Source organism: Arthrobacter sp. FW306-04-A (genome assembly GCF_044358315.1).
In the GTDB taxonomy this organism is placed as follows: Bacteria; Actinomycetota; Actinomycetes; order Actinomycetales; family Micrococcaceae; genus Arthrobacter.
Genome location: NZ_CP084559.1, coordinates 2,841,570 through 2,867,063, shown reverse-complemented (window position 1 = coordinate 2,867,063; position 25,494 = coordinate 2,841,570). Strand labels below are relative to the sequence as shown.

The following is a 25,494-nucleotide window of genomic DNA, read 5'->3' as shown; positions in this document are numbered from 1 at the left end:
CCGCGTGCAGCGAAGCCCCGACAACGCCGCAGCTTCACCCCTTGCTCCTGAATGGCTCGCCGTACCCGAGGACGTGAATGCGCTCCACGCGCCGATGTGGGCCGCCGGTGTCCAGAGGAACGACGCTGGCGAACTCGCCATTGACGGCGTTCCAGTCAGCGCGCTCAAGGAGCAGTTCGGCACTCCCCTGTTCGTCATGAGCGAGGGCGATTTCCGTGCCCGTGCCCGCTCCTTCAAGGATGCCTTTGACGCAGCCTTCGTCGACATCTGCGGGGGAGTGGACGTCTACTACGCCGGAAAGTCCTTCCTGTGCACAGCCGTGGCGACCTGGGTGGCCGAGGAAGGCCTGCGCCTGGACACCTGCTCCGCCGGAGAACTCGCCGTCGCGGCCCGCGCCGGCATCAGCGGCTCCAATTTGGGCCTGCACGGCAACAACAAGTCCGACGCCGAGATCAACCGGGCACTGGACATGAAGCTCGGACGCATTGTGGTGGACAGCCTCGACGAGCTCGAACGGGTGGCCAAGATAGCCTCCGGCCGCGGCGAAACGGCGAAGGTGATGCTGCGGCTGACTCCCGGCGTCCACGCCCACACCCACGAATTCATTGCCACGGCCCACGAGGACCAGAAATTCGGGCTCTCCATGGCCGAAGACTCCACCGAGGCTGCTGGTCTCTCAGCGGCGGAGGAAGCTGTCGCGGCGGCTACGTCCTACCCCAACGTGGAACTCCTGGGCCTGCATTGCCATATCGGTTCGCAGATCTTCGAGCCGGACGGGTTCGCCCTTGCGGCCGAGAAGCTCCTGGGATTCCTTGCCGCAATGCAAAAGAAGTATTCCATCGTCTTGCCGGAACTGGACCTGGGCGGTGGCTACGGGATCGCCTATACGCCGGCCGACACCCCGCGCCCGCCAGCCGAAATCGCGCAGGCGATGGCCGCCGTCGTACGCTCAAGGTGCGCTGAGTTGGGCATCACTTCGCCGCGTATTTCGATTGAGCCCGGCCGCGCGATCGTGGGCACCAGCACCTTCACCTTGTACGAGGTCGGGACGATTAAAACCGTGCGCGTGGATGCGCCTGTAGACGCGCTTGTAGATGCCGAGGGCAAAGAAAACGTTACGTTCCCGCGTCGCTATGTGTCGGTGGACGGTGGCATGAGCGACAACGCCCGTCCGGTGCTGTACGACGCGGATTATTCGGCCATTATCGCCTCACGCGCCTCGGATGCCGTGCCGCAACTGTCCCGAGTAGTGGGCAAACATTGCGAGAGCGGCGACATAGTTGTTAGAGATGTATATCTGCCCGAAGACGTGGCAGCCGGTGATCTGCTCGCTGTACCGGGGACCGGCGCTTACTGCTGGGCCCTCTCAAGCAACTACAACTATCTGGCCAGGCCTGGCGTTGTCGCTGTGCGCAATGGATCCGCACGGCTGATCGTCCGCGGGGAAACCGAAGAAGATCTCTTGAACCGCGACATGGGAGTGGCGAATGTCTGAAGTGCGAACCCTGAAGGTTGCCCTGCTGGGCTGTGGCAATGTTGGGGCCCAGGTAGCGCGGATTCTCCTTGACGACGCCGACGCCCTTGCGGCCCGCAGCGGTGCGCGCTTGGAGCTGTCCGGCATCGCCGTGCGCAACATTGATGCACCGCGCGACGTCGAACTGCCGCGCGAACTGTTCACCACCGACGCCGACACTCTGGTCAAGGATGCGGATCTGGTGATCGAGCTCATGGGCGGCATTGAACCGGCCCGTTCGCTCATCTTGGCTGCCATGCAGCATGGCGCCTGCGTCGTCACCGGCAACAAGGCCTTGCTGGCACAGGACGGTCCCACACTCTACGAAGAGGCTGACATGGCCGGCGTCCAGCTCTCCTACGAAGCGGCGGTCGCCGGAGCCATTCCGATCCTGCGCCCCATCCGCGACAGCCTCTCCGGCGACCGCATTACCCGGGTCCTGGGCATCGTCAACGGCACCACCAACTTCATCCTCGACCAAATGGACAGCACCGGTGCACAGTTCGCCGACGCCTTGGCCGAGGCCCAACGCCTCGGTTACGCGGAAGCTGACCCCACCGCCGACGTCGAAGGCCACGACGCCGCAGCCAAGGCCGCCATCCTCGCGTCCTTGTCGTTCCACACGCGTTTCGCCCTCGAAGACGTCTACTGCGAAGGCATCACAAAGGTCAGCGCAGCTGACATAGCGGCAGCGAAGGAAGCCGGCTTTGTCATCAAGCTGCTGGCCATCGCCGAGAAGATCGAGAACTCGGGGCCTGGCAACGGCGGCGGCATCTCGGTCCGCGTCCACCCCACCCTCCTGCCGCGTGAACACCCGCTCGCGGCCGTTCGCGGTGCGTTCAACGCAGTCTTCATCGAAGCCGAAAATGCCGGTGAGTTGATGTTCTACGGCCAGGGCGCAGGTGGAACTCCGACGGCGTCTGCCGTGTTGGGCGACCTCGTCTCGGCTGCCCGCCGCGTGGTGCTGGGAGGTCCCGGCCGAACCGAGACCACTACCGGGCACGTGCCCGCACTGTCGATAGATGCCTCGAACACCAGCTACTACATCGGCCTTGACGTTGCCGACCAAGCCGGCGTGCTGGCCCGGATCACCCATATCTTTGCGGAGCACGGCGTCTCCATCGAAATCATGCGCCAGACGATCCACCGTGATGCCGCCTCGAACGTTGAGTCGGCCGAGCTGAAGATCGTCACGCACCGCGCATCCGAAGCCGCACTCGCGGCAACCGTCGAGGCCATCAAGGGCCTGGACGTCATCAATTCTGTGACATCCGTCCTGCGGGTAGAAGGGGTCTAAGTGGCTCACCAATGGCGCGGAGTAATCCGCGAATACGCTGATCGTTTGCCTGTAACGGAAGCCACGAAGGTCATTACCCTCGGTGAAGGCGGAACCCCGCTCGTCCACGCGCAGAAGCTCTCCGAGCTCACTGGATCCACCGTGTACTTGAAGGTGGAGGGCATGAACCCCACCGGGTCCTTCAAGGACCGCGGAATGACCATGGCCATGACGGCCGCCGTCGAAGCAGGCGCCAAGGCAGTTGTTTGCGCGTCCACGGGCAACACGTCGGCTTCGGCCGCCGCGTACGCCACTGCCGCCGGGCTGAAGTGCGCCGTGCTGGTTCCCGAAGGCAAGATCTCGATGGGCAAGCTCAGCCAAGCGATCGCACATGGCGCCACGCTCCTCCAGGTGGATGGTAACTTCGACAACTGCTTGGACATCGCGCGCAAGCTCGGTGAGTCCTATCCGGTGTTCCTCGTGAACTCGGTCAACCCCGCCCGTATCCAGGGGCAGAAGACCGGTGCTTTCGAAATCGTCGACGCCCTCGGTGACGCTCCGGACATCCACGTCCTGCCGGTGGGCAACGCAGGCAACATCAGCGCGTACTGGAAGGGCTACAAGGAGTACTCCGCGCCCTTCGAGTCCGCAACCGCGGGCACCCTTCCCGCCGTCTCCACCAAAACGCCGGCCATGTGGGGCTTCCAGGCCGCAGGAGCGGCACCGTTCGTGGCGGGCCACCCCATCACCGAACCGGACACCATCGCCACGGCCATCCGCATCGGCAACCCGGCATCCTGGGATACGGCAATCGCGGCACGTGATGAATCCGGTGGCTTCATCGACGCTGTGACTGACGAAGAAATCCTCGACGCACACCGCTGGCTTTCCGCCAGGGAAGGCGTTTTCGTCGAACCCGGCTCCGCGGCGGGCGTCGCCGGGCTCATCAAAAAGCACGCCGCGGGCGAAGTTCCCTCCGGAAAGACGATCGTGGTCACGGTCACCGGACACGGACTCAAGGATCCGCAGTGGGCCCTCCGTACCGAAGACGGCAGTGAAGTCCAGCCCGTCAAGGTACCGAACGACGTCGTGACCGTGGCAGCTGAACTGGGACTGGAAGAAAACTAAGAGTGGAAACCACGCAGCCCACCGCGACCGGACTTGAGCTTGTCGCGGCAGGCCAGCAGCTGACCGTCAGGGTCCCGGGCACCAGCGCCAACCTAGGCCCCGGCTACGACAGCCTCGGCCTGGCATTGTCGATCTACGACACCCTGACCGTCGAAACGCTTACCACCGGAAAGCTCGAGTTCGAGCTTTCCGGTGAGGGGGCCGACAGTCTTCCCCGTGATGCCAGCCACCTCGTTGTCCGCGCCATCAACACGGCCCTGGAACGCCTCGGCTTCCGGCACAATGGCCTGAAGATCACCGCGGACAACGTCAACCCGCATGGCCGCGGACTCGGTTCCTCGGCATCTGCAGTGGTTGCGGCCGTTTCCGCAGCCAACGCCCTGGTGCCCGAATCCGCACAACGCGACCGTGAATGGATCCTGCAACTCACGAGCGAGATGGAAGGCCACCCGGACAACGTCGCACCGGCGATTTTCGGCGGACTGGCCTTGTCATGGCAGGACAGCGAGCAGTACAGCAGCACGCGTGCTGAAGTGATTCCATCCGTCATCCCCATCGTCGCCGTTCCCGACTACGAACTGTCCACCGAGACAGCCCGCGGCTTGCTTCCGGCTTCCATCGGCCATCATGCTGCAGCCATGAACTCAGGACGCGCCGCGCTCTTGATCCACGCCTTGACTGCGCAGCCCCGTTTCCTGCTTCCCGGAACTGAGGACTACTTGCACCAGAGCTACCGCGCGGAGGCCATGCGGCCTAGCGCGGCGCTGATTGCGGCATTGCGGTCTTCGGGCCATGCCGCGGTTGTTTCCGGTGCAGGCCCCACAGTTCTGGCATTGGCAAACGGCGCGGACGAAGCAGAAGCGATTGCGGAATTCATTGCCTCTTTCACTGCGGACAACACACCAGACGTTTCTTGGCGCGTGATGACACTGGCAGTGGACGTTGAAGGTGCTAGAGTGGACTTGCACCGGCGGTAGAACCGCGGGCAGTTCCCTGACATTGGATCCCGGCATAACGCCGTTCCCGTCTCCTACTGTGTCGAAGTCTGCCGGTGCCGTCTCCTTATCGGCCTGTCGCAGGTGCCACAGAACCCTTTCTGTTACCCGGACCGTCAGCCCGCGCCCCGCCCGCCGGAGCATCGAAGACGTATCAGTATCCGGCCCTGCTGAAACTAAACCGGCAAGACCGAAATCACGGCTGCAGATCTGAACTGCAGTCCAGAACAAATCATCGCGTCCAGCTCTAGGTCTGGACGCCGTCGAGGGGGAAGGATCCTTCGTGACAGAAACCACTGAGCTGGCTTCAGCTGTGGACACAACATCTTCTGCAGCTGAATCAACGGCCGCAACCGCCAAGAGCAGCGGCCTTGCAGGCCTTAAGCTCGCGCAGCTCCAGGCTCTCGCCAGTCAGCTGGGCATTTCGGGCGGATCCCGGATGCGCAAGGGGGACTTGGTTTCGGCTATCTCAGCCCACCGTGCCGGTGCAACTACCAGCAAGGCTCCTGCGGCGACCAAAGCCGTAGCAGTAAAAGCTGAACCTGCAACGCCAATAGTCGAGGACTCTGCCGCACCTGCCGCAGCATCCACCGAAGCTCCTGCGCAGGAAGGCACCCGGGCACGTGGCCGTGGCCGAAGCCGCCGCGCCACGAGCGACGGCGTTGTTGCCGCTCCTGCTGCCACGGAAACCGTGGAGGTTCCGGCGCCTGCCGCCGAGGCTCCCGCTGCTCCAGTAGCCGAAGCAAGCGAGGCCGTCAGCGAACGCCGCCAGCCCCGCACTCGCAATCGTCGTCGCGGCGAGGCGGCCGCAGCTCCTGCTGAGGCCGGAGAAGCCAGCGAGACCCGTGCGGCCGAGCAGCCCCAGGCCGAACAGCCCCGCGTAGAACAGCCCCGCGTAGAACAGCGTCAGGCCGACCAGCGTCAGGCCGATCAGCGTCAGGCCCAGCCGCGCCAAGGTGAGCAGGCTTCGGCCGAAGCCGGCGAACCCGGCCAGCGCGATCGCCGCGACAGCACCCGTACGCGGCGCGAAGACACTAACGACGGCGATGACACCGGCAACCGCCGCAATCGTCGCAACCGCCGCGACCGCAACGATCGTCCGGGTCCGCAGGACAACCGTGACGGCCGCGACAACCGCGAAGGAAACACCCGCAGCGACCGCTTCCGCGACCGCAACGAACGCCGTCGCGGCCGTGGCCAAGGCCCCGACGTGGACGACGTCGAGGTTACCGAGGATGACGTCCTGCTGCCCGTTGCCGGCATCCTGGATGTACTGGAGAACTACGCGTTCATCCGCACTTCCGGTTACCTGCCCGGTGCCAACGACGTTTATGTGTCTCTTGCCCAGGTCAAGAAGTACAACCTGCGCAAGGGCGACGCCGTGGTCGGCGCAATCCGCGCTCCGCGTGACGGCGAAGACCGCAGCCAGCAGTCCGCCCGCCAGAAGTTCAACGCGCTCGTCCGCGTCACGTCGGTCAACGGCAAGACGCCGGAAGAGCTCAAGGACCGCGTCGAATTCGCAAAGCTCGTCCCGCTGTACCCGTCCGAGCGCCTGCGCCTCGAAACGGACCCCAAGAAGATCGGCCCGCGTGTCATCGACCTCGTGGCACCGATCGGCAAGGGCCAGCGTGGCCTGATCGTGTCCCCGCCCAAGGCCGGCAAGACGCTCATCCTGCAGTCCATCGCCAACGCGATCACCACCAACAACCCTGAGGTCCACCTCATGATGGTGCTTGTTGACGAACGTCCCGAAGAAGTCACGGACATGCAGCGCACCGTCAAGGGCGAGGTCATTGCCTCCACCTTCGACCGTCCCGCCGATGACCACACCACGGTTGCCGAGCTTTCCATCGAACGCGCCAAGCGCCTCGTGGAAATGGGCATGGACGTAGTTGTCCTCCTGGACTCCATGACCCGCCTGGGCCGCGCCTACAACCTGGCAGCACCGGCCTCCGGCCGTATCCTGTCCGGTGGCGTCGACTCCGCTGCGCTCTACCCGCCGAAGCGCTTCTTCGGTGCTGCGCGCAACATCGAAAACGGTGGCTCGCTCACCATCTTGGCAACCGCGCTCGTGGAGACCGGTTCCAAGATGGACGAGGTCATCTTCGAAGAGTTCAAGGGCACGGGCAACATGGAACTCCGCCTGTCCCGCCAGCTCGCGGACAAGCGCATCTTCCCTGCCGTGGACGTCAACGCCTCAGGTACCCGTCGCGAAGAAAACCTGCTCTCGGCCGAAGAAGTCAAGATCATGTGGAAGCTGCGCCGCGTCCTGTCCGGACTCGAGACCCAGCAGAGCCTTGAACTCCTGACCAACAAGATCCGGGAGACCGGGAGCAACGTCGAATTCCTGATGCAGGTACAGAAGACGACTCTTGGAGCTAAGTCGGATAACGACAAGTAGCTGTTTTAGGGGCGGGCGCTGGTTCGTTCGTGCGGCTTGTGGCGCGCGGATGTTCCGGCCCCGCCCTTCGCGTTGCAGTTATTAGACTTGTACAAGTCGAAAGAGGTTAGAAAATGTTTGAGTCCGTACAGGGATTGCTTGATGAGCATGCTGCTATTCAGGCGCAGTTGAGTGATCCTGCTGTTTATGCCGACCAGTCCTTGGCTCGCAAGTTGGGGCGGCGTTCTGCTCAGTTGCAGGGCATTGTGGAGGCTTACAACCGTTGGCGCGGACTCATGGACGATCTTGAAGCGGCTAAGGAAATGGCTTCCGAGGATGCCGAATTTGCTGCCGAGGTCGGCGAGATTGAGGCGAAGCTTCCGGCAGCTCAGGAGAAATTGCGCAGGCTGCTGATTCCTCGCGATCCTGACGACGCCCGCAACGTCATTCTTGAGGTCAAGGGTGGTGAAGGCGGCGACGAAGCCGCCCTCTTCGCCGGGGATCTGCTGCGCATGTACATGCGTTATGCGGAGTCGCGTGGCTGGAAGACCGAGCTCATCTCTGCCACGGAATCCGATCTGGGCGGCTACAAGGACGTCCAGATGGCCGTCAAGGGCAACTCGAACGATCCCGCTGAAGGCGTGTATGCCCGGCTGAAGTTCGAAGGCGGCGTGCACCGCGTCCAGCGTGTTCCCGTTACCGAGTCCCAAGGCCGTATCCACACCTCGGCGGCCGGTGTTCTGGTGCTCCCGGAAGTGGATGAGCCCGAAGAGCTCGAAATCAACCAGAACGACCTCAAGATCGACGTCTACAGGTCCTCGGGTCCTGGCGGCCAGTCCGTCAACACCACGGACTCGGCAGTCCGCATCACCCACCTTCCCACGGGCATCGTGGTGGCAATGCAGAACGAAAAATCCCAGCTGCAGAACAGGGAAGCCGGCATGCGCGTCCTGCGCGCCCGCATCCTCGCCCATCAGCAGGAGCAGATCGACGCCGAGAACTCGGCCCAGCGCAAGTCGCAGATCCGCACCATGGACCGTTCGGAGCGCATCCGCACGTACAACTTCCCGGAAAACCGGATTGCCGACCACCGAACAGGCTACAAGGCCTACAACCTCGACGCTGTTATGAACGGCGACCTGGAGCCGGTCATCCAATCGGCCATCGAGATGGACGAACAATCGCGCCTGGATGCCCTGGGCGAGTAACAGCCTGCAGGGAAATTCATGACGCTCTTTCCTGGCCAGAGCCTGGCTGACGCCGTCCGCGAGGCGACCGCTATCCTGTCCGACGCCGGCGTGCCTACTCCGCGCGTGGACGCCGAGCTTCTGGCCGAACATCTTTTGGGTGTCGGCCTTGGGCGCTTGCGGGCCATGCTGCTCGGCGATTCTGCCGCCCCCGAAGGCTATGCGGACCTGGTGGCGGAGCGTGCACAGCGCGTTCCGCTCCAGCACATCACCGGCGTCGCGCACTTCCGCTACCTCACGCTGGCCGTGGGTCCTGGCGTGTTCATTCCGCGGCCGGAAACGGAATCGGTGGTGCAGTTGGTCATTGACCACCTCCAGGGACTCCCGCACCCCAAGGTTGTGGATCTTGGCACCGGCTCCGGTGCTATTGCTGGTTCGATCGCCCATGAAGTGCCTGGGGCCGAGGTCCACGCCGTCGAATTCAGCACGTTTGCCCACGCCTGGGCCTCCAGGAACCTGAAGCCACTAGGCGTGAAGCTCGTGCAGGGGGACCTCCGCAACGCCTTGCCCGAACACAACGGAACGTTCGACGTCGTCGTTTCCAATCCGCCTTACATCCCCGCTGAAGCAATTCCGAACGAACCTGAAGTGGCACTACACGATCCGCCCGAGGCGCTTTACGGCGGGGGAGCGGACGGCATGGAGCTTCCGACGGCGGCTGCCGCCTCGGCTGCCCGGCTCCTCAAGGGCGGCGGCTTCTTCGTGATGGAGCACGCCGAGGTGCAGGCAGAGTGGATTTCCGAACATCTGAAGGCCGCCGGCTGCTGGACGCAAGTCACTACTCACCTTGATCTCAACGGCAAGGAACGTGCCACGAGCGCAGTGTTGGCAATCGCTGCCTCCGGGAAATGAAAGAATAGCGCTGTGACCACAAGCTACAACTGCACGTCAGAGGAACAACGCGCCGAAGGCCTGGAGCATGCGCAGCGCGCCATCAACGAGAAAAAGTGTGTCGTCATGCCGACGGACACCGTCTACGGCATTGCCGCTGACGCGTTCTCACCCCAGGCCGTGACCATGCTGCTTGTCTCGAAAGGCCGCGGCCGCCATATGCCGCCCCCCGTACTGATCCCACGGCCCAATGCGCTGGACGGGCTGGCAACCGATGTGTCGGAAGACGCCCGTAAACTGGCAGACGCCTTCTGGCCTGGCGGCCTGACGCTGATCTTCCATGCCCAGCCGTCCTTGGACTGGGATCTGGGGGAGACCCGCGGAACCGTGGCCCTGCGCATGCCCGACGACGAAATTGCGCTTGAACTGCTCAACCGCACCGGTCCGCTGGCGGTGTCTTCGGCCAATCGAACCGGTCAACCCGCCGCGCAGACAGCTGGCGAGGCGAGGACCCAGCTTGCCGAATCGGTCGAGGTGTACCTCGAGGGCGGGTTCCGGCCTGTCGAGGGAACCGAGTCCGTAGCATCCACCATTGTTGACGCCACCACACTGCCGCTCCGGGTGGTCCGCGACGGTGCTGTTTCCCTGGAACGCCTCCGCGAGGTGGTTCCCGGCGTGCTGGCGCTCGGCGAAACCGTGCCTGAGCCGAGCACGGAGCCGGAGTCGCACGAGATCAGGGCCGAATGAGCCTGGTCCGGGACCGGATTCCCCTTCTGGATGTGGACGTCACTGCCCTGTGCACGGACGAACTTATCGCGGCCATGAGCGGGTTCGTTTCGGATGGAACCACCAAGGTGGTTCTTGGGCACAACCTGCATAGTGTCACGCTGTTTCATTCGAGCCCGGATTTCCGCCATCTCTATGAACGCAGCGATGTGGTCCTCCTGGATGGAGCGCCTGTCGCCATGCTTTGGGGACTTGGCCGCCGAGGAGACTCACCGAGCGACCGCCCAAGCCTGATGGAATACCGCCTGGGATCCACGGACTGGGTGCCGGCGCTAGGCGGCGTCGAGGGACTACGCCGGATCGCCGTCGTCGGGGCGGGCCCTGAGGCCAACGCCAAGACAGTGGAACGGCTGCGCGAGATCGTGCCTGGTGCCGAGGTCTCTGGCCGGCCTGGTGAGAATTGGGACAACGCCAGCGAAGAGGGCGCCGTTGCTTGGCTGGCGGAGTTCCGTCCGCAGCTAGTGCTTCTTGGCCTTGGAATGCCGCTCCAGGAGTCGGTTTTGCACCGGCGGCTGGACGAGCTTCCGCCCGCGGTCTACTGCACCGTCGGCGGTGCTATCGAGCAGTTGGCGGGGCTCCAGAAGCTTGCTCCACGCTGGCTCGGTCGCCTCGGGCTTGAATGGGCTTGGCGACTTGTCCTGCATCCGGGCCGCGTCGCGTACCGGGTCTTCGGCGAGCCGTGGGTGCTGCTCGGCCTGCTGGTCCGCCGTCGGCTCTCTCGTAAGAACAGCACCCCGCCGGGCCGCTAGAACTTCTGGTCCTCCAGCGGGCCAAAGCCCTTGTAGCGCAAACCGGCTGAGAATGCCCGGAACCACTCGGCGAGCCCACGGAAGTCACCGCGGGGAAGGAAGTAACCCAGGTAGCCTCCGACGTCGGCCACCAGGGACTTGCCGCGCCGATACCGGCGGATCAAATAGCCGCGGTTGCGGTAGTAGAAGTAGCGCTTGAACGCCGAATCCGGCACGATCACGTGCCAGCGCGCCCCAAAGACGTGCTTGGTCTCGGAAAACGCGTGCGGGTGGGTGATCCACGCCGTGGCGACCGTACCGAAGCGTATCCCCGCTTTCCTGAGGCGGATCATGAAGTCCACTTCATCGCCGCGGATGAACAGCCGGATATCCGGCACTCCCACTTTGAAGAAGACACTGGAACGGATGAGGGCCCCGTTGAAGAAGTGCCCGACGTCGGGCAGGAACCCGGCCTTCTCGACTTCGGAACGGTCGTGGGTCACCTTGCCGTCGATCCGGAAAAAGAAGGAGAGCTTGTCCGGGTGGCCGGGGGCCACCACGAGCGGGACCACGGCATCCAGTCCCCGGGCTTCCGCTTCGCGAACCAGGGTTTCAAGGCATTCGGGATCGCCTGGTTCGGCGTCATCGTCCATGATCCAGACCCATTCAGCGCCGCTCGCCACTGCCTTGAGGATCGCAAGTGCGAAGCCGCCCGCGCCGCCCAGATTGGCCTCGGAGCGAACGTAGTCCACGTTTGGGTGGCTTGATGCGAGCTCCCGCGAAGGGGTTGTACCGCTGTCCACGAGACAGACAGTGTCCACCGCTATGGACTGCTTGTTGATGGCGTCGAGCAGGACTGCAAGCTCTCCGGGGCGGTCAAAGGTCACAGCCGCAACGGCAACGGACACAGTCATGTAGGGTTCCTTCCGGGCAGTAGCGGGGAGGGTCCTCCCGGCTCGCCCTAGGGGCGCGTTAAACGGAGCAAAGCCGCCGTTGCCGCTAGTATCTTGACAGAGTCCAACTGTAGTACAGCAATATTCGGCGGTGCGCAGAGGTGTTGCGGGTGACGTGCCGGCAGCTATTCGCCGGGGACGAAATCCACCACCACCGCCAACAGGAGCCGCCACGTGATCATGTACTCACTCATGATGCTCACGGCTGCCGTCGTGTCCTATCTTGCAACCTGGGTAGCCCGCCAGATGGGGAACAAACTTCGGCTGTTTGCCCCTATCCGCAGCCGAGATATGCACTCGGTGCCCATCTCCCGACTCGGCGGCCTTGGACTTTTCGCGGGCTTTGCCGTGGCCCTCGCCGTAGCGAGCAATTCGTTCTTCGTGAAAGACATCTTCCACGGGAACGGCGCGCCGTGGGGGATACTGGCCGGCGCCTTGGTGATCGTCGCGGTCGGAGTCGCTGACGACGTGATGGACATCCGATGGTGGGTCAAACTGATAGGCCAGTGCACAGCCGGCACGATCGTTGCGGTCTGGGGCGTGCAGATGTCAGTGATTCCGTTTGTTCCGGAGCCCATTCGGATTGAGTCCGAACCGCTGCGTGTCGTTCTGACCGCGCTCCTCATTGTGACCACCATGAACGCCGTCAACTTCATCGACGGACTCGATGGCTTGGCTGCAGGTGTCGCCGCGATTGGCGGCGTTGCGTTTTTCCTGACGGCCTACTGGGTCCACCGCAATGCGACGCTCACGGACCGCTCGGACCTGGCGGCGCTGCTGATGGCAATCATCGTAGGTTGCTGCATCGGATTCCTGCCACACAACTGGTTCCCGGCCAAGATCTTCATGGGCGACTCAGGCGCCATGCTTTTGGGCCTCGTGATGGCCTCGGCCGGTGTGGTATCCACGGGCCAGATCAGCTCCGGACTTTACGACCGCGCCAACGGTATTCCGACGATCGTCCCCATCCTGCTGCCGTTCGCGATTCTCTCGCTGCCGCTGTTGGACCTCGGGCTGGCGGTGTTGCGGCGGACTGCACGTGGGCAATCGCCGTGGTCAGCCGACCGAGGACACCTGCACCACAAGCTCATCGAGCTTGGTCACACGCACCGGACGGCCGTGCTCATGATGTACGTGTGGACTTGCATCCTGGCGTTCGGAGGCCTGGCTTTCGCTGTTTTCCCCTGGCAGATGGTTCTGACGGTGGACATCGTGGCCGCGTTGATCATGGCCGGCGTTACAGCTTGGCCGTACTTCGCTCGCGGCGGACGCGCCACCCGGTAGACGGTGTGTGACAAGGGCGTTAACATCACAGTTCTATCTCATGTAGAATTCTAGGGCGGACAGTCACTCGGCCGTGCACCCACCCTTTTGAGACTTTGGCATCTTTGCCACGACGATTGGCATCCCCATGACCTCCAACGCCGGCGGACAACAGTCCGACTCGAACGGCGTTGCTGTCTCCCGCTCCAGTTCTTCGCTGTGGCTGCGGCTTCTTTTCCTCAGCTCGACGGCGGCGGTTGCGGCTCTCGCGGCAACGTCCGTTGTTGCGGCGGTCATGAACGGTGGCCTAGGAGTTCTTTCTGTCGCATTCGGCGGGGCGCTGGTGATGGCCTTTTTTGCCATCAGCCTGCTGATCGGCCATTTTGTTGGCCGTGACAATCCCTCCGGAGCGGTCGGCCTTTTTGTCGCCAGTTACTTTGTCAAGGTGGTGGGCTTTGCCGTGGTGCTGTTCGTCTTCGGAGCCCCCGCATGGCTGCACGGTCGCTGGTTCGTGATTGGCGCCGTCGTCGCCGTTGTCTCGTGGCAAGCCGCCGAAATCTACGGCTTCAGCAAGGCCCGGCTCCAGATATATAACGACCCCGCAGCGGGCAAAGGAGGCGACGATGTTCACTCCTAAGAACCAGCGACACTCCACCACGCCCAATGCCCTAAAAACCGGCGATTCCACTGAGTCCCTGAGCGACGGAGGCGATGGCGGATACAACGCCGGCATTGCCGTCTTCAGCTACATTGTTGGCGGAATCATAGTCTGGAGTTTGATAGGCTGGGGTCTGGATAATCTGTGGGGGACTCGCTGGATTGTGCTCCTTGGCGCTCTGCTTGGAGCCGCAGGAGGGTTCTATCTTTCCCATATGCACGGCCTCACTAGTCAGCGCTCGTCTTCCAGTGAGAGCAAAGCAGACAGTGGTCCGTCCCAGGACGGGGACAGTAATGCCAAATAATTTCACACGGGAAATGGCTGCAAGAAACGCGGCCGGATCCTCAACAACGCCCAATGATGGACACTGCAGAGAGGAAACGCGTTGATCGCGCTTGCGCTCCCGGCCCAGGATTCAGGGACCTTCAATCCTCCCGGAATCGACCAAATGCACCTGCCGGCTATCCTGCCGTGGGGTGCGAGCGATGGCTTCTCCAAGCAGATGTTGCTGGTGATCCTGTCGGTCGTCCTTATCGCTACATTCTTCATCCTCGCTGCGCGCAAGCAGCAGCTGGTTCCCGGCAAGCTGCAGTTCGCAGGCGAGATGGCCTACGGCTTCGTCCGCAACAGCATCGCCAAGGACATCATCGGCGGCCGGGACTTCATGAAGTTCGTGCCGCTCCTGTTCTCCCTGTTCTTCTTCATCCTGGTGAACAACATCTACGGCGCAATTCCCGTGATCCAGCTTCCGAGCTTCTCCCACGTCGGCGGAGCTTATGTGCTCGCAGTAGTCGTGTACATCACCTGGATCGGCATCGGCATCAAGAAGAACGGTCTGAGGTACTTCAAGCTCGCCACCGTTCCGTCCGGTATTCCGTGGCCCATCCTGATAATCGTTGTGCCGATCGAGATCATTTCCAACTTCCTGGTCCGTCCGGTCACCCACAGCCTCCGTCTCTTCGCCACCATGATGGCGGGACACCTTATTGTGATGATCGCTGGCTCCGGCATTGAGTTCCTTGTCATGCAGGAAAACGTCCTCCTCAAGGGTGCCTCTGCACTCGTGCTTGTTGGCGCCGTCGCCATGTACATGCTCGAGGCCCTGATCATGGTCCTTCAGGCATATGTCTTCACCCTTCTGACTGCGATCTACATCGAAGGCGCGCTCCACGCGGACAGCCACTAGGCACAACCCTTAATCTTCCCCCTCGGGGGTTGAAGCAAACCAAACAACCTGCCGCGAGTGCGGCATCTTGAAAGGAAAACAATGAACGGCGATATCAACGGCTCCCTTAACCTCATTGGCTACGGTCTCTCCGCAATCGGCGGTGGTATCGGTGTGGGTCTCGTATTTGCTGCTTACATCAACGGTGTTGCACGTCAGCCGGAAGCCCAGCGCGTGCTCCAGCCGATCGCGTTCCTTGGTCTGGCTCTGACGGAAGCCCTCGCCATCCTCGGCCTGGTCTTCGCTTTCGTTCTCAAGTAAACCGCTAAGAACCAAGCGAACATTCAGAACCGAGTAGATAAGGACGGGTGAAACATGAATCAGCAGATCATCTCAGCCGCCGCTCAAGGCGCCGCCGAGTCGGCTAATCCGCTCGTTCCCAACCCCTGGGAAATGGGCGTCGTGCTCGTCGGCTTCGGGGTCCTCTTTTACATCGTGGTCAAGTTTGTTGTCCCGATGTTCGAGAAGACTTTTGCGGAGCGCGCAGAGGCGATTGAGGGCGGCATTGCCAAGGCTGAAAAGGCCCAGGCTGAAGCTTCTGCAGCTCTCGAAGAGTACAAGCAGCAGCTTCACGATGCCCGCGCCGAGGCTAACCGCATTCGCGAAGAAGCTCGTGCCGAAGGTGCCCAGATCCTCGCGGAGCTGAAGACCAAGGCAGCAGCCGAGTCGGCACGCATCACCGAGCAGGCGCATGCGCAGATCGAATCGGAGCGTCAGGCAGCTGTTGTCTCCCTGCGTTCCGAGGTGGGCACCTTGGCCACGACTTTGGCTGAGCGCATCGTTGGCGAATCGCTCAGCGATGACGAGCGTGCCGCCCGCGTGGTGGACCGCTTCCTCGCAGATCTGGAGACCCAGAGCGCAGGTGCAGCTAAGTAATGGCAGGTGTATCGAGCGAATCGCTGACCAAAGCGCTGGAGCAGTTGGAAGCTACGCTTCCAACGGCCTCGCTGCAGTTGGCTAAGGACCTCTTCGGAATCCTGGGAACGGTGGACAGCTCGGCTGGCTTGCGCCGCGCCCTGACTGACCCTTCCCGTAGTGGAGAAGAAAAGTCGGCGCTGGTCAAGCAGCTGGTTGGCGGGAAAGTCTCCGCTGATGCTGCGGAAATTGCGAGCGGATTGGCCAGCTCACGCTGGGCATCGGCACGCGATATCGGCGATGCACTCGAGACTCTTGCTGCCACGGTGGTCATCGCCGTGGCTGAAAACAAGTCGGCCGTTTCTGCCTCCGGAATCACGGGGCTGGAAGAGCTGGAAAACGATCTGTTTGCTTTCAACCAGACCGTTGCTTCCAGCCACGAGGTACAACGTGCTCTGGGAGAGTCGCAGGCAAGTGCTGCGGCCAAGATCAGCCTGGCCGGGAAGCTGGTTCCTGGCGCAAGCCCGGAAGCCCAACTTCTCATCGGCCAGGCCGTGTCGCAGCCGCGCGGCGTCAAGCCGAGCAAGCTCATCGACAACTTCGCCAAGCTTGCAGCCAAGCGCCAGCAGCGCTGGATCGCAACTGTCCGCGTTACCCGTCCGTTGACGGATGCGCAGGCCAGACGTCTGCAGGCCGGGCTTGATGCCCTCTACGGCCGCGAGCTGAAGGTCAACGTCAGCGTTGATCCGACGTTGATCGGTGGAATCCGGGTCCAGGTGGCTGACGAAGTGCTTGACGCCTCCGTCGTAGCCCGCCTGTCCGAGCTCCGCCGGCAACTCGCTGGCTAGCCAGACAAGCACAACTTAACTGATACAAACACCGGTCATCGTGAGCAACGATGATCACGAAAACAGGAGAGCAGGGACTGCAGATGGCCGAATTGACCATCAACGCCGACGACGTCCGTAATGCGTTGAACGAGTTCGCGGCGTCCTACGAACCCGGAAACGCAGAGCGCGTAGAGGTCGGCCGCGTGACCGCCGCAAGTGACGGCATCGCCCGTGTTGAGGGCCTTCCCTCGGTCATGGCGAACGAGCTGCTTCGCTTTGAAGACGGCACCCTGGGCTTGGCCCAGAACCTCGACGTCCGCGAAATCGGCGTCATCATCCTCGGTGACTTCACCGGTATCGAAGAAGGTCAGGAAGTCCACCGCACCGGTGAAATCCTGTCCGTCCCGGTAGGCGATGCCTTCCTGGGCCGCGTAGTTGACCCCTTGGGCCAGCCGATCGATGACCTCGGCGAGATCAAGGCCGAGACCACCCGTGCACTGGAACTCCAGGCTCCGGGCGTGACCCAGCGCAAGTCGGTTCACGAGCCCATGCAGACCGGTCTCAAGGCTATCGACGCCATGATTCCGATTGGCCGCGGCCAGCGTCAGCTGATCATCGGTGACCGCCAGACCGGCAAGACCGCCATCGCCGTGGACACCATCATCAACCAGAAGGCGAACTGGGCTTCGGGCGATGTGACCAAGCAGGTCCGCTGCGTTTACGTCGGCGTCGGCCAGAAGGCTTCCACCATCGCCGCCGTCCGCCAGACTTTGGAAGACCACGGCGCGCTGGAATACACCACCATCGTTGCTTCCCCGGCATCCGACCCGGCTGGCTTCAAGTACTTGGCTCCGTACGCAGGCTCGGCCATCGGCCAGCACTGGATGTACGGCGGCAAGCACGTGTTGGTGATCTTCGATGACCTGTCGAAGCAAGCTGAAGCCTACCGCGCTGTTTCCCTGCTGCTCCGCCGCCCGCCGGGACGCGAAGCGTACCCGGGTGACGTTTTCTACTTGCACTCCCGTCTGCTCGAGCGTTGTGCCAAGCTCTCCGACGAGCTGGGCGCAGGTTCGATGACCGGTCTCCCGATCGTCGAAACCAAGGCAAACGACGTCTCGGCCTACATCCCAACCAACGTCATCTCCATCACCGATGGCCAGATCTTCCTGCAGTCGGACCTCTTCAACGCCAACCAGCGCCCCGCTGTTGACGTCGGTGTGTCCGTGTCCCGCGTTGGTGGTGCGGCGCAGGTCAAGTCGATGAAGAAGGTCTCCGGTACCTTGAAGCTGGACCTGGCACAGTACCGCGACATGCAGGCGTTCGCGATGTTCGCGTCGGACCTCGACGCGGCTTCCCGCCAGCAGCTGACCCGTGGTGCCCGCCTGATGGAACTGCTCAAGCAGGGCCAGTACTCGCCGTTCCCGGTCGAGGACCAGGTTGTGTCCATCTGGGCCGGTACAAAGGGCTACTTGGACGATGTTCCGGTTGAGGATGTCAGCCGGTTCGAGTCCGAGTTCCTGGAGCACCTCAAGCACAAGTCCTCCATCCTGACCACGCTGGCGCAGACCAACGTTCTGGACGACGACACCGCTGAAGCGCTGAAGACTGCCATCGTTGCCTTCAAGAAGGGCTTCTTCGGCGAAGGCGACAACCTCCTGGTTGGCGCCGGACACGAAGAGCACGAAGCGATCTCCGGCGGCGAAGTCGACCAGGAAAAGATCGTCAAGCAGAAGCGCTAGAGCATTGGTTCCCGGGCCTGCGTAAACACAGGCCCGGGGCCTTCGCCAAAGCCTTAGCCGCTGATCCATCGGGATCTTAGGAAAGGAAATGTATGGGAGCCCAGATCCGGGTCTACCGCCAGAAGATCAGCTCGACGACGTCGATGCGCAAGATCTTCAAGGCGATGGAACTGATCGCTACCTCGCGCATCGGTAAGGCCCGCGCCCGCTTGGCAGCTTCACTGCCTTACGCAAACGCGATCACCCGTGCCGTTTCTGCTGTCGCAAGCCAGAGCGAAATCGATCACCCGCTCGTCACCGAGCCGGAACAGATCCGCCGTGCCGCTGTCTTGGTTATCACCTCGGACCGTGGCCTGGCTGGTTCTTACTCGGCGAGCGTGCTCAAGCAGGCCGAAGGACTCAACGAACTTCTCCGAGCAGAGGGCAAGGAAGTCAAGACCTACCTGGTTGGCCGCAAGGCCCAGGCATACTTTGACTTCCGCAACCGTTCGTACTCCCGCGTATGGACCGGCGGAACGGACGCACCGGAATTCAAGACTGCGAGGGAAATCGGTGCCGCTCTTCTCGAAGAGTTCGCCAATGACTTCGCTGAGGGTGGTGTGGACGAGATCCACGTCGTTTACACCCGCTTCAAGTCGATGGTGACGCAGGAACCCACAGTTGTTCGTCTGCTGCCGCTCGAAGTCGAAGAGCAGACAGTCAGTGAGTCCGAGCTTCTGCCTCTGTACGAATTTGAACCAGAATCGGAGCAAGTGCTTGACGCACTGCTGCCGCGTTACATCGAGTCCCGCATCTTCGCAGCAATGCTGCAGGCTGCAGCTTCCGAGCTCGCCGCCCGCCAGCGTGCCATGAAGTCGGCAGGCGACAACGCGACCGATCTGATCAAGAAGTACACGCGTCTGCGCAACACGGCCCGTCAGGCTGAGATCACGCAGGAGCTTTCTGAAATCGTGGCCGGCGCCGACGCCCTGAGCGCGTAGCCGCCGGTGTCTGGTTCGGCGCAAGCTGCACCTGCACCAAATAGATAAACTTAACCCCACGCCATCTACTGAGTGAAGTGAGAGAGATGACTGCCACCGCTACCGAGCACGCAGCTGCAACGGCCGGCGCCACCGGCCGTATTGCCCGTGTCATTGGCCCGGTTGTCGACGTCGAATTCCCGGCTGACGCAATCCCGTCGATCTACCATGCCCTTACCACTGAGATCACTCTCAACGGTGAGACCAAGACCATCACGTTCGAGACCTCCCAGCACCTGGGTGACAACCTCGTCCGCGCCATCGCCCTGCAGGCCACCGACGGACTTGTCCGCGGCACCTCCGTGCAGGACACCGGTGCCCCGATCTCCGTGCCTGTCGGCGACGGAGTCAAGGGCCACATCTTCAACGTCCTTGGCAAGCCGCTTGACGTTGATGAGTCCGAGATCAAGGCTGACGCTTACTGGCCGATCCACCGCAAGGCTCCGGCCTTCGCGTCCCTTGAGGGCTCCACGGAGATGCTTGAGACCGGTATCAAGGTCATCGACCTTCTCACCCCGTACATCAAGGGTGGAAAGATCGGTCTGTTCGGTGGCGCCGGTGTCGGCAAGACCGTCCTGATCCAGGAAATGATCACCCGTGTTGCCCGTAACTTCGGTGGTACTTCGGTATTCGCCGGTGTTGGCGAGCGTACCCGTGAAGGCAACGACCTCTGGGTTGAAATGGAAGAGGCAGGCGTCCTCAAGGACACCGCTCTAGTGTTCGGCCAGATGGACGAGCCGCCGGGAACGCGTTTGCGCGTGGCCCTGTCCGCCCTGACCATGGCGGAGTACTTCCGCGATGTGCAGAACCAGGACGTGCTGCTCTTCATTGACAACATCTTCCGCTTCACCCAGGCCGGTTCCGAGGTCTCCACCCTGCTCGGCCGCATGCCGTCCGCAGTTGGTTACCAGCCGAACCTCGCCGACGAGATGGGCCTCCTGCAGGAGCGCATCACCTCGACCAAGGGTCACTCGATCACTTCGATGCAGGCCATCTACGTGCCCGCTGATGACTACACCGACCCGGCTCCGGCAACGACCTTCGCACACCTCGACGCGACCACGGAACTTTCCCGTGAAATCGCATCCCGTGGTCTGTACCCGGCCGTTGACCCGCTGACGTCGACGTCCCGCATCCTGGACCCGCAGTACATCGGCAAGGACCACTACAACACGGCCGTGCGCGTGAAGCAGATCCTGCAGAAGAACAAGGAACTCCAGGACATCATCGCCATCCTCGGTGTTGACGAACTGTCTGAGGAAGACAAGATCGTCGTGTCTCGTGCACGCCGCATCCAGCAGTTCCTCTCCCAGAACACCTACACCGCCAAGCAGTTCACCGGCGTCGAGGGCTCCACTGTGTCCATCAAGGACACCGTGGAAGGCTTCACGGCCATCTGCGATGGCGAGCTGGACCACATCGCAGAGCAGGCGTTCTTCAACGTCGGCGGCCTGGATGACGTCGAGCGCCAGTGGGCCAAGATCCAGGAACAGACCAAGTAGTATGGCTGAGCTCGAGGTTGAGATTGTCGCAGCGGATCACTTTGTGTGGTCCGGTGCGGCCAAGATGGTCAAGGCCCGCACCAGCGATGGTGAAATCGGGATCCTGCCCGGCCACTCGCCGCTCCTCGCCATCCTGGCCGAGGGCGAGCTGGCCATCGAGCCGGTTTCCGGAGACCGCTTGGCGGTAGTTGTGGACGGCGGGTTCTTCTCCGTCGACAACAACCGCGTGGTGATCGTCGCTGACAACGCCCAGCTGGGCGAAGCAGCTACTGCGGGGATCCGATAGCAAGACCTTGATGGACGATTCTGCTATTCCGTTCATCGCCTTGGCAACGGCGTTTGCGTTGCTGATTTTTACACTGTGCCTCGTCGGGGTGCGCCGCTTCAATTTGCGGCGCGCCCTGGGCACGGTCGACGCCTCCATTTGCATGGCTGGAAACAGCTGGCGGATGGGGGTTTGTCGTTATCAGGACTCCGACCTTGAGTGGTTCCGCTTGCTCTCCCTCAGCTTCCGTCCGAGGCACACCTTTCGGCGCAGCTCTTTGGAACTCCTGGGTCGCCGGAAGCCAACCGAAGAAGAACTGACGAGGCTGCAGCCCGACGTCGTGGTCGTGGAACTCCAGCATGAAGGCCAGCGGTTCATGCTGGCGATGAGATTTGATGCCTACGCCGGGTTGTCTTCTTGGCTGGAAGCCGGCCCCGTAGTGGGCGTCGGCACCTGGCGCTGAGGACTGTGGACTTTCTTGACAAATTAAGCCTTGTTGATGGTCCATTCTTTTGGACTGTCCTTGGCGCGGGAATCGCCGGGGGAGCATTCCTGCTCTTTCGACCAAGCTGGCGCTGGGTGCTCTCCATTGTCGTGGCCGTTGTCGTGGCAATCGCAGTTGTGGCATTCATCCACTGGTTGCTCGTCAACGTTCTCACCGTGTTCCCCGAGGACCTCCCCGTCGATGTTCTCGCGTGGTCCGTGGTTGCCTTCTCAGCACTGGCCCTCTTCCTGTTCCGGCTCCCTGGTTCTTCGTGGCGTGTCAGGAGCGCCGCCGCAGGCTCGTTCGTGGCCGTCTTGCTCTTTGCTGCGCTTCAGATCAACAGCTATTTCGGCCTCAACCACACGGCAGCAGATCTCCTCGGCCACAATGTGGGGCGGATTCCGGAGCTTGGGGATGAGTTCAAAAAGGTTGCTTCGGGACCCCTGCCGGTGTCAGCGCACGGTGCGGGAATAGTCCGCCGGGCATCGATTCCAGGGACCGAATCCGGTTTCAAGGCGCAGGATGCTTTCATCTACCTCCCGCCGGCCTACCTGGCCACCAACCGAACCCAACTACCCGTGCTGGTTTTGTTCGCCGGCCAGCCCGGACGTCCCGCCGATTGGCTGACCGGCGGGCTGCTTGAACCGACCATGAATGCCTTCGCGGCAAAACATGGTGGAGTAGCGCCGGTTGTGGTGGTTGTCGATCCAAACGGTTCCGATACTGCAAACACCATGTGCATGGATAGCCGGATCGCCCGTGCCGACACATACCTCGCGGTCGATGTTCCGCGCTGGATCAACTCGACTCTCGACGTGTCCGCCGATCCAAGGAAATGGGGGGTCGGCGGGTTTTCCTTCGGTGCGACTTGTGCCATGCAGATGACTACCCTGCATCCTGAAATCTATCCTTCCTTCATTGCTTTCTCGGGCGAGCGGGAGCCTTCACTTGGTCCCGACCGCCAGCGGACCATCCAGACCGCATTCGGCGGAGACTCTGCGGCTTTCGATGCCCTGACTCCGCTGACCTTGATGAAAAAGCAAAGCTACGCCGGGCATGCAGGCTTCATAGCGGTGGGTACCGCTGATGGTGAGTTCAGCCATTTCGCCACCGAGCTTGCGACGGCAGCCCGCGGTTCCGGGTTCGATATCAGGCAGGCTTCGGTTGTGGGAGCAGGCCACTCGTGGGCGGTGGCCGTGCAGGAGCTTCCTTCTGCGATGGATTTCCTGGCTCCGCGGTGGGGGATCACGCAATGAGCACCCAGGAATCTCAATTGTCCAAGGACCAAGTAGCTGCGCGCGAGGACGCCAAGCCCGCACGGAAGATGGTGGCAGCGCTCGTTCAGGCCTTGATTGGAAACGTCGCTGTCCATATTGGCGCGATCCCCTTCACCGTAGCGGTGCTCGCGCTCTACCTGCTTACTCCGGCAATCTTCGATCCCGACGTCGCGTCCAGCCCCGATGTGCTGCGGCACCTCACCAGCGTGAGTGGTGGCGGATTGAAGTCAGGGGACTGGTGGTCCATCTGGACCTCGATGTTCTTTGCCGTCAATCCGTTCGACTACGTTACGAGCTCGCTGCTGCTCGTCGTGCTGCTGGGGTCCTCAGAGCGCAAATTGGGATGGTTCCGCACGGCCGTAGGGTTCCTCGGTGGCCAGTTTGCGGCGGTCACTGCTTTCCTGCTGGTGGTCCAGGTCGCAGCCTACGCCGACGACGGCTGGCTGGGACGGATGATGGACGCCATCACTTCCGGTCCCCTTCCCGCAACCCTCTTCGTCTCGATGGCCGCCAGCGGTCTTCTTCCCACGCTGTGGCGCCGGCGGCTAAGGGCGACAGTTGTGTCATTGGCACTTCTCCTGGTCCTCTACGTTGGCGATCCCTCGGCTGTCATGGCGCTCACCGGTGCGCTGGTAGGACTCGGGGGTGGTCTCTGGCTCCAACTCGACCAAGGCATACCACCGAGCCATCGCGCAACCAGGCGTGAGACGCGAAACCTGTTATCACTCATGGTGGCGATTTTCGGCGTCGGGCCCCTCGTAGCCGGCGCCGTGCGGAGCCCTGCGGGGCCGTTGGCATTGCTCCGCGAGATGGTCCTGAACCCTGTCCCCACACTCACGCAGCTGCAGGCCAACTGCGGCGGCACTGTGGACATCAAGTGCCTGGAACTTGGACGGCAGGGCTATCCCGGGCCAGCCGGAGTAGCCCTGGCCGTCGTACCCGCATTGCTTCTCCTCATTTGTGCGGTGGGCATGCGTCAAGGGAGGCGCTTGGCGCTGAAGATCGCCATTGGCGTACAGCTTGGTGTGGTGGCCCTGTCCTTCGCCTACCTGGTTTTGTTTGCCAGCATTCCGCACTTTCCAGGACGTGGCCGCACCGTAGTCCTGGGCTCCGCAGTGTTTCATCTCCTGACGCTGGCGCTGGTTCCGCTCATCCTGGCAATTCTGCTTTTCCTGTTCAGGGGCAACTTTGTTGTGGCGTCGAGGGCGCTCCTTCGCCGGAAGATGGCGTTGCTGGTTGGCGGAACGTGGGTTGCACTGGCGAGTGCCTACACAGGGGCCTGGCTCAGTTCGGGCGGCATGGCGCACGACGGCGGCGTCTTGGGACTCGTTGCCGAACTCGCCCGGCAGTATCTTCCGCTGCCGATACCCACGGCTTTCGGGCGCGTGTTCGCCGAGCGCAGCGCCGCGGAATCAATATTGTTCGCCTGGTCGGGGATTATTTTCTGGCTTGTGGCACTCGCCGCGGTGTGGATGCTGCTCCTCAAGCGGCAACACGGTCCTGGCGGAGACGATCCGGCCCGGCAAGTGGCAAGGGACTTGGTCAAGCGCGGCGGAGAGTCCCTCTCCTGGATGGCGCTATGGGAGCCGAACAAGTTCTGGTTCACTCCCGGAATGGACGCCGGGATTGCCTACCAGCAGCATGGAAACGTTGCACTGACCCTCGCCGGTCCGTTCGGCGTTCCCGAACAGGCCCGGGCCGCGACCGAAGGTTTCCTCGACTACTGTGCGGACCACGCATTGGTGCCGTGCCTCTACTCCTGTACCGAGGAATTGTGGCCGATGTTGAAATCCACGGGATTTCGCCGAATTGCCGTCGCCCAGGAAACCCGGCTCTTCATCCGCGACCTCGAGTTCACGGGCAAAGCATGGCAAAACGTCCGCACAGCCAAGAACCGGGCGCTCAAAGCCGGCGTTGAAGTCCGGTGGGGACGCTATTCAAAGTTCTCCCAGCACATCCGTTCCCAACTTGGCGAGGTGTCAGAAGAATGGGCCGCCAGGAAAAAAGTACCTGAAATGGGCTTTACTCTGGGTTCGCTCGACGAACTGATGGACGACGACGTGCTGTGTTGCATAGCCGTCGACAGCAAAGGGTTTGTCTACGGGGTCACCAGTTGGTTGCCCGTGTTTCGTGAGGGTCGAGTGATTAGCTGGACATTGGACTTCATGCGCCGGCGGGGTGATGCGTTCCCGGGCATCATGGAATTCATGATTGCCTCGGCAGTGCAGGAGTTGCGTCACGGAGTGGAGGTCATTTCCCTGTCTGGTTCACCCTTGGCCGGGGATCCCGAGGAGTTCTCCAGCGGGGACGCCGGTATGGCGGGCATTCTCGACCTTGTTGGCAGAACCTTGGAACCTGTTTACGGATTCCGGTCGCTGGCACGCTTCAAATCCAGGTTCCAGCCCGAATACAGGACCCTCTATATGTACTACCAGGACAGCTTGGAGATTCCCGCGATCGGCGCTGCGCTAAGCCGGGCATATTTGCCAGGGCTGTCCGTTCGGCAAACTGCCAGGCTTCTTCGCACTCTCGTTGCCTGA

24 protein-coding genes are annotated in these 25,494 nt (G+C 62.3%); 23 read left to right on the top strand and 1 reads right to left on the bottom strand.

Going from position 1 to position 25,494, the window contains the following annotated elements; all coding sequences use genetic code 11:
- The first annotated feature begins 4 nt into the window (after window positions 1-4).
- From lysA to LFT43_RS13155, 9 genes are all read left to right on the top strand, one after another.
- Window positions 5-1,495: a diaminopimelate decarboxylase gene (lysA, locus tag LFT43_RS13195; protein WP_395797431.1), complete on the top strand. Its 1,491-nt coding sequence runs from the start codon at window positions 5-7 to the stop codon at window positions 1,493-1,495.
- Window positions 1,488-2,810, top strand: a complete 1,323-nt coding sequence (locus LFT43_RS13190; RefSeq protein WP_395797429.1) for a homoserine dehydrogenase — start codon at window positions 1,488-1,490, stop codon at window positions 2,808-2,810. Before lysA ends, LFT43_RS13190 begins: the two co-directional genes overlap by 8 nt.
- Window positions 2,811-3,917, top strand: a complete 1,107-nt coding sequence (thrC, locus tag LFT43_RS13185; protein WP_395797427.1) for a threonine synthase — start codon at window positions 2,811-2,813, stop codon at window positions 3,915-3,917.
- A gap of 2 nt (window positions 3,918-3,919) precedes the next feature.
- Complete coding sequence (gene thrB, locus LFT43_RS13180; protein WP_395797425.1) at window positions 3,920-4,894, top strand: homoserine kinase; 975 nt, start codon at window positions 3,920-3,922, stop codon at window positions 4,892-4,894.
- Between the two features lie 301 nt (window positions 4,895-5,195).
- On the top strand, window positions 5,196-7,313 hold the full coding sequence (rho, locus tag LFT43_RS13175; RefSeq protein ID WP_395797423.1) for a transcription termination factor Rho: 2,118 nt from the start codon (window positions 5,196-5,198) through the stop codon (window positions 7,311-7,313).
- A gap of 113 nt (window positions 7,314-7,426) precedes the next feature.
- Complete coding sequence (gene prfA / locus LFT43_RS13170) at window positions 7,427-8,500, top strand: peptide chain release factor 1 (protein ID WP_395797421.1); 1,074 nt, start codon at window positions 7,427-7,429, stop codon at window positions 8,498-8,500.
- 18 nt (window positions 8,501-8,518) lie between these two features.
- Window positions 8,519-9,391, top strand: a complete 873-nt coding sequence (gene prmC, locus LFT43_RS13165; protein ID WP_395797419.1) for a peptide chain release factor N(5)-glutamine methyltransferase — start codon at window positions 8,519-8,521, stop codon at window positions 9,389-9,391.
- Window positions 9,392-9,403: 12 nt separating this feature from the next.
- Window positions 9,404-10,117 (top strand): L-threonylcarbamoyladenylate synthase, encoded by a 714-nt coding sequence (locus tag LFT43_RS13160; RefSeq protein ID WP_395797417.1) that lies wholly within the window; start codon window positions 9,404-9,406, stop codon window positions 10,115-10,117.
- Entirely contained in the window at window positions 10,114-10,905 is a 792-nt protein-coding gene (locus tag LFT43_RS13155) for a WecB/TagA/CpsF family glycosyltransferase (protein WP_395797415.1), read from the top strand. The genes LFT43_RS13160 and LFT43_RS13155 overlap by 4 nt, the downstream gene beginning before the upstream one ends.
- Here LFT43_RS13155 and LFT43_RS13150 read toward each other — a convergent pair.
- Window positions 10,902-11,798, bottom strand: a complete 897-nt coding sequence (locus LFT43_RS13150) for a glycosyltransferase (RefSeq protein ID WP_395797414.1) — start codon at window positions 11,796-11,798, stop codon at window positions 10,902-10,904. The genes LFT43_RS13155 and LFT43_RS13150 overlap by 4 nt on opposite strands.
- A 213-nt stretch (window positions 11,799-12,011) precedes the next feature.
- Between LFT43_RS13150 and LFT43_RS13145 the strand changes: the two genes are divergently transcribed.
- From LFT43_RS13145 to LFT43_RS13080, 14 genes are all read left to right on the top strand, one after another.
- Window positions 12,012-13,121 carry an MraY family glycosyltransferase gene (locus tag LFT43_RS13145; protein WP_265977225.1) on the top strand — a complete coding sequence of 370 codons (1,110 nt, stop codon included), beginning with the start codon at window positions 12,012-12,014 and terminating at the stop codon, window positions 13,119-13,121.
- Window positions 13,122-13,248: 127 nt separating this feature from the next.
- A complete protein-coding gene (locus LFT43_RS13140; RefSeq protein WP_395797412.1) occupies window positions 13,249-13,737 on the top strand; it encodes a hypothetical protein in 489 nt (162 codons plus the stop codon).
- Window positions 13,738-13,795: 58 nt separating this feature from the next.
- The gene (locus LFT43_RS13135; protein WP_395803077.1) at window positions 13,796-14,062 is read left to right on the top strand and encodes a hypothetical protein; all 267 of its coding nucleotides are present in this window, start codon (window positions 13,796-13,798) and stop codon (window positions 14,060-14,062) included.
- Between the two features lie 81 nt (window positions 14,063-14,143).
- Window positions 14,144-14,944 carry a F0F1 ATP synthase subunit A gene (atpB, locus tag LFT43_RS13130; RefSeq protein ID WP_395797410.1) on the top strand — a complete coding sequence of 267 codons (801 nt, stop codon included), beginning with the start codon at window positions 14,144-14,146 and terminating at the stop codon, window positions 14,942-14,944.
- 81 nt (window positions 14,945-15,025) lie between these two features.
- Window positions 15,026-15,244: an ATP synthase F0 subunit C gene (gene atpE / locus LFT43_RS13125; protein ID WP_028264751.1), complete on the top strand. Its 219-nt coding sequence runs from the start codon at window positions 15,026-15,028 to the stop codon at window positions 15,242-15,244.
- Between the two features lie 54 nt (window positions 15,245-15,298).
- Window positions 15,299-15,859, top strand: coding sequence for a F0F1 ATP synthase subunit B (locus tag LFT43_RS13120; protein WP_395797408.1), 561 nt, complete (start codon window positions 15,299-15,301; stop codon window positions 15,857-15,859).
- Window positions 15,859-16,686, top strand: coding sequence for a F0F1 ATP synthase subunit delta (locus LFT43_RS13115; RefSeq protein ID WP_395797406.1), 828 nt, complete (start codon window positions 15,859-15,861; stop codon window positions 16,684-16,686). Before LFT43_RS13120 ends, LFT43_RS13115 begins: the two co-directional genes overlap by 1 nt.
- A gap of 83 nt (window positions 16,687-16,769) precedes the next feature.
- Complete coding sequence (gene atpA, locus LFT43_RS13110) at window positions 16,770-18,407, top strand: F0F1 ATP synthase subunit alpha (protein ID WP_265977309.1); 1,638 nt, start codon at window positions 16,770-16,772, stop codon at window positions 18,405-18,407.
- Between the two features lie 92 nt (window positions 18,408-18,499).
- Entirely contained in the window at window positions 18,500-19,387 is an 888-nt protein-coding gene (locus tag LFT43_RS13105) for a F0F1 ATP synthase subunit gamma (RefSeq protein ID WP_395797404.1), read from the top strand.
- 86 nt (window positions 19,388-19,473) lie between these two features.
- Window positions 19,474-20,928 carry a F0F1 ATP synthase subunit beta gene (gene atpD, locus LFT43_RS13100; RefSeq protein ID WP_265977230.1) on the top strand — a complete coding sequence of 485 codons (1,455 nt, stop codon included), beginning with the start codon at window positions 19,474-19,476 and terminating at the stop codon, window positions 20,926-20,928.
- 1 nt (window position 20,929) lies between these two features.
- Window positions 20,930-21,214 (top strand): F0F1 ATP synthase subunit epsilon, encoded by a 285-nt coding sequence (locus LFT43_RS13095; RefSeq protein WP_395797401.1) that lies wholly within the window; start codon window positions 20,930-20,932, stop codon window positions 21,212-21,214.
- 10 nt (window positions 21,215-21,224) lie between these two features.
- On the top strand, window positions 21,225-21,656 hold the full coding sequence (locus LFT43_RS13090) for a DUF2550 domain-containing protein (protein WP_395797399.1): 432 nt from the start codon (window positions 21,225-21,227) through the stop codon (window positions 21,654-21,656).
- Window positions 21,657-21,661: 5 nt separating this feature from the next.
- The gene (locus LFT43_RS13085) at window positions 21,662-22,933 is read left to right on the top strand and encodes an alpha/beta hydrolase (RefSeq protein WP_395797397.1); all 1,272 of its coding nucleotides are present in this window, start codon (window positions 21,662-21,664) and stop codon (window positions 22,931-22,933) included.
- 68 nt (window positions 22,934-23,001) lie between these two features.
- On the top strand, window positions 23,002-25,494 hold the full coding sequence (locus LFT43_RS13080; RefSeq protein ID WP_395803075.1) for a bifunctional lysylphosphatidylglycerol flippase/synthetase MprF: 2,493 nt from the start codon (window positions 23,002-23,004) through the stop codon (window positions 25,492-25,494).

What these genes read in the sequence shown, in the direction of transcription:
- atpD (WP_265977230.1), top strand. Translation starts at nt 19,474, where the DNA reads ATGACTGCCACCGCTACCGAGCACGCAGCTGCAACGGCCGGCGCCACC.
- LFT43_RS13080 (WP_395803075.1), top strand. Translation starts at nt 23,002, where the DNA reads ATGGTGGCAGCGCTCGTTCAGGCCTTGATTGGAAACGTCGCTGTCCAT.
- LFT43_RS13105 (WP_395797404.1), top strand. Translation starts at nt 18,500, where the DNA reads ATGGGAGCCCAGATCCGGGTCTACCGCCAGAAGATCAGCTCGACGACG.
- prmC (WP_395797419.1), top strand. Translation starts at nt 8,519, where the DNA reads ATGACGCTCTTTCCTGGCCAGAGCCTGGCTGACGCCGTCCGCGAGGCG.
- LFT43_RS13115 (WP_395797406.1), top strand. Translation starts at nt 15,859, where the DNA reads ATGGCAGGTGTATCGAGCGAATCGCTGACCAAAGCGCTGGAGCAGTTG.
- LFT43_RS13120 (WP_395797408.1), top strand. Translation starts at nt 15,299, where the DNA reads ATGAATCAGCAGATCATCTCAGCCGCCGCTCAAGGCGCCGCCGAGTCG.
- atpA (WP_265977309.1), top strand. Translation starts at nt 16,770, where the DNA reads ATGGCCGAATTGACCATCAACGCCGACGACGTCCGTAATGCGTTGAAC.
- LFT43_RS13140 (WP_395797412.1), top strand. Translation starts at nt 13,249, where the DNA reads ATGACCTCCAACGCCGGCGGACAACAGTCCGACTCGAACGGCGTTGCT.
- LFT43_RS13095 (WP_395797401.1), top strand. Translation starts at nt 20,930, where the DNA reads ATGGCTGAGCTCGAGGTTGAGATTGTCGCAGCGGATCACTTTGTGTGG.
- prfA (WP_395797421.1), top strand. Translation starts at nt 7,427, where the DNA reads ATGTTTGAGTCCGTACAGGGATTGCTTGATGAGCATGCTGCTATTCAG.
- LFT43_RS13155 (WP_395797415.1), top strand. Translation starts at nt 10,114, where the DNA reads ATGAGCCTGGTCCGGGACCGGATTCCCCTTCTGGATGTGGACGTCACT.
- LFT43_RS13090 (WP_395797399.1), top strand. Translation starts at nt 21,225, where the DNA reads ATGGACGATTCTGCTATTCCGTTCATCGCCTTGGCAACGGCGTTTGCG.
- LFT43_RS13190 (WP_395797429.1), top strand. Translation starts at nt 1,488, where the DNA reads ATGTCTGAAGTGCGAACCCTGAAGGTTGCCCTGCTGGGCTGTGGCAAT.
- LFT43_RS13150 (WP_395797414.1), bottom strand. Translation starts at nt 11,798, where the DNA reads ATGACTGTGTCCGTTGCCGTTGCGGCTGTGACCTTTGACCGCCCCGGA.
- atpE (WP_028264751.1), top strand. Translation starts at nt 15,026, where the DNA reads ATGAACGGCGATATCAACGGCTCCCTTAACCTCATTGGCTACGGTCTC.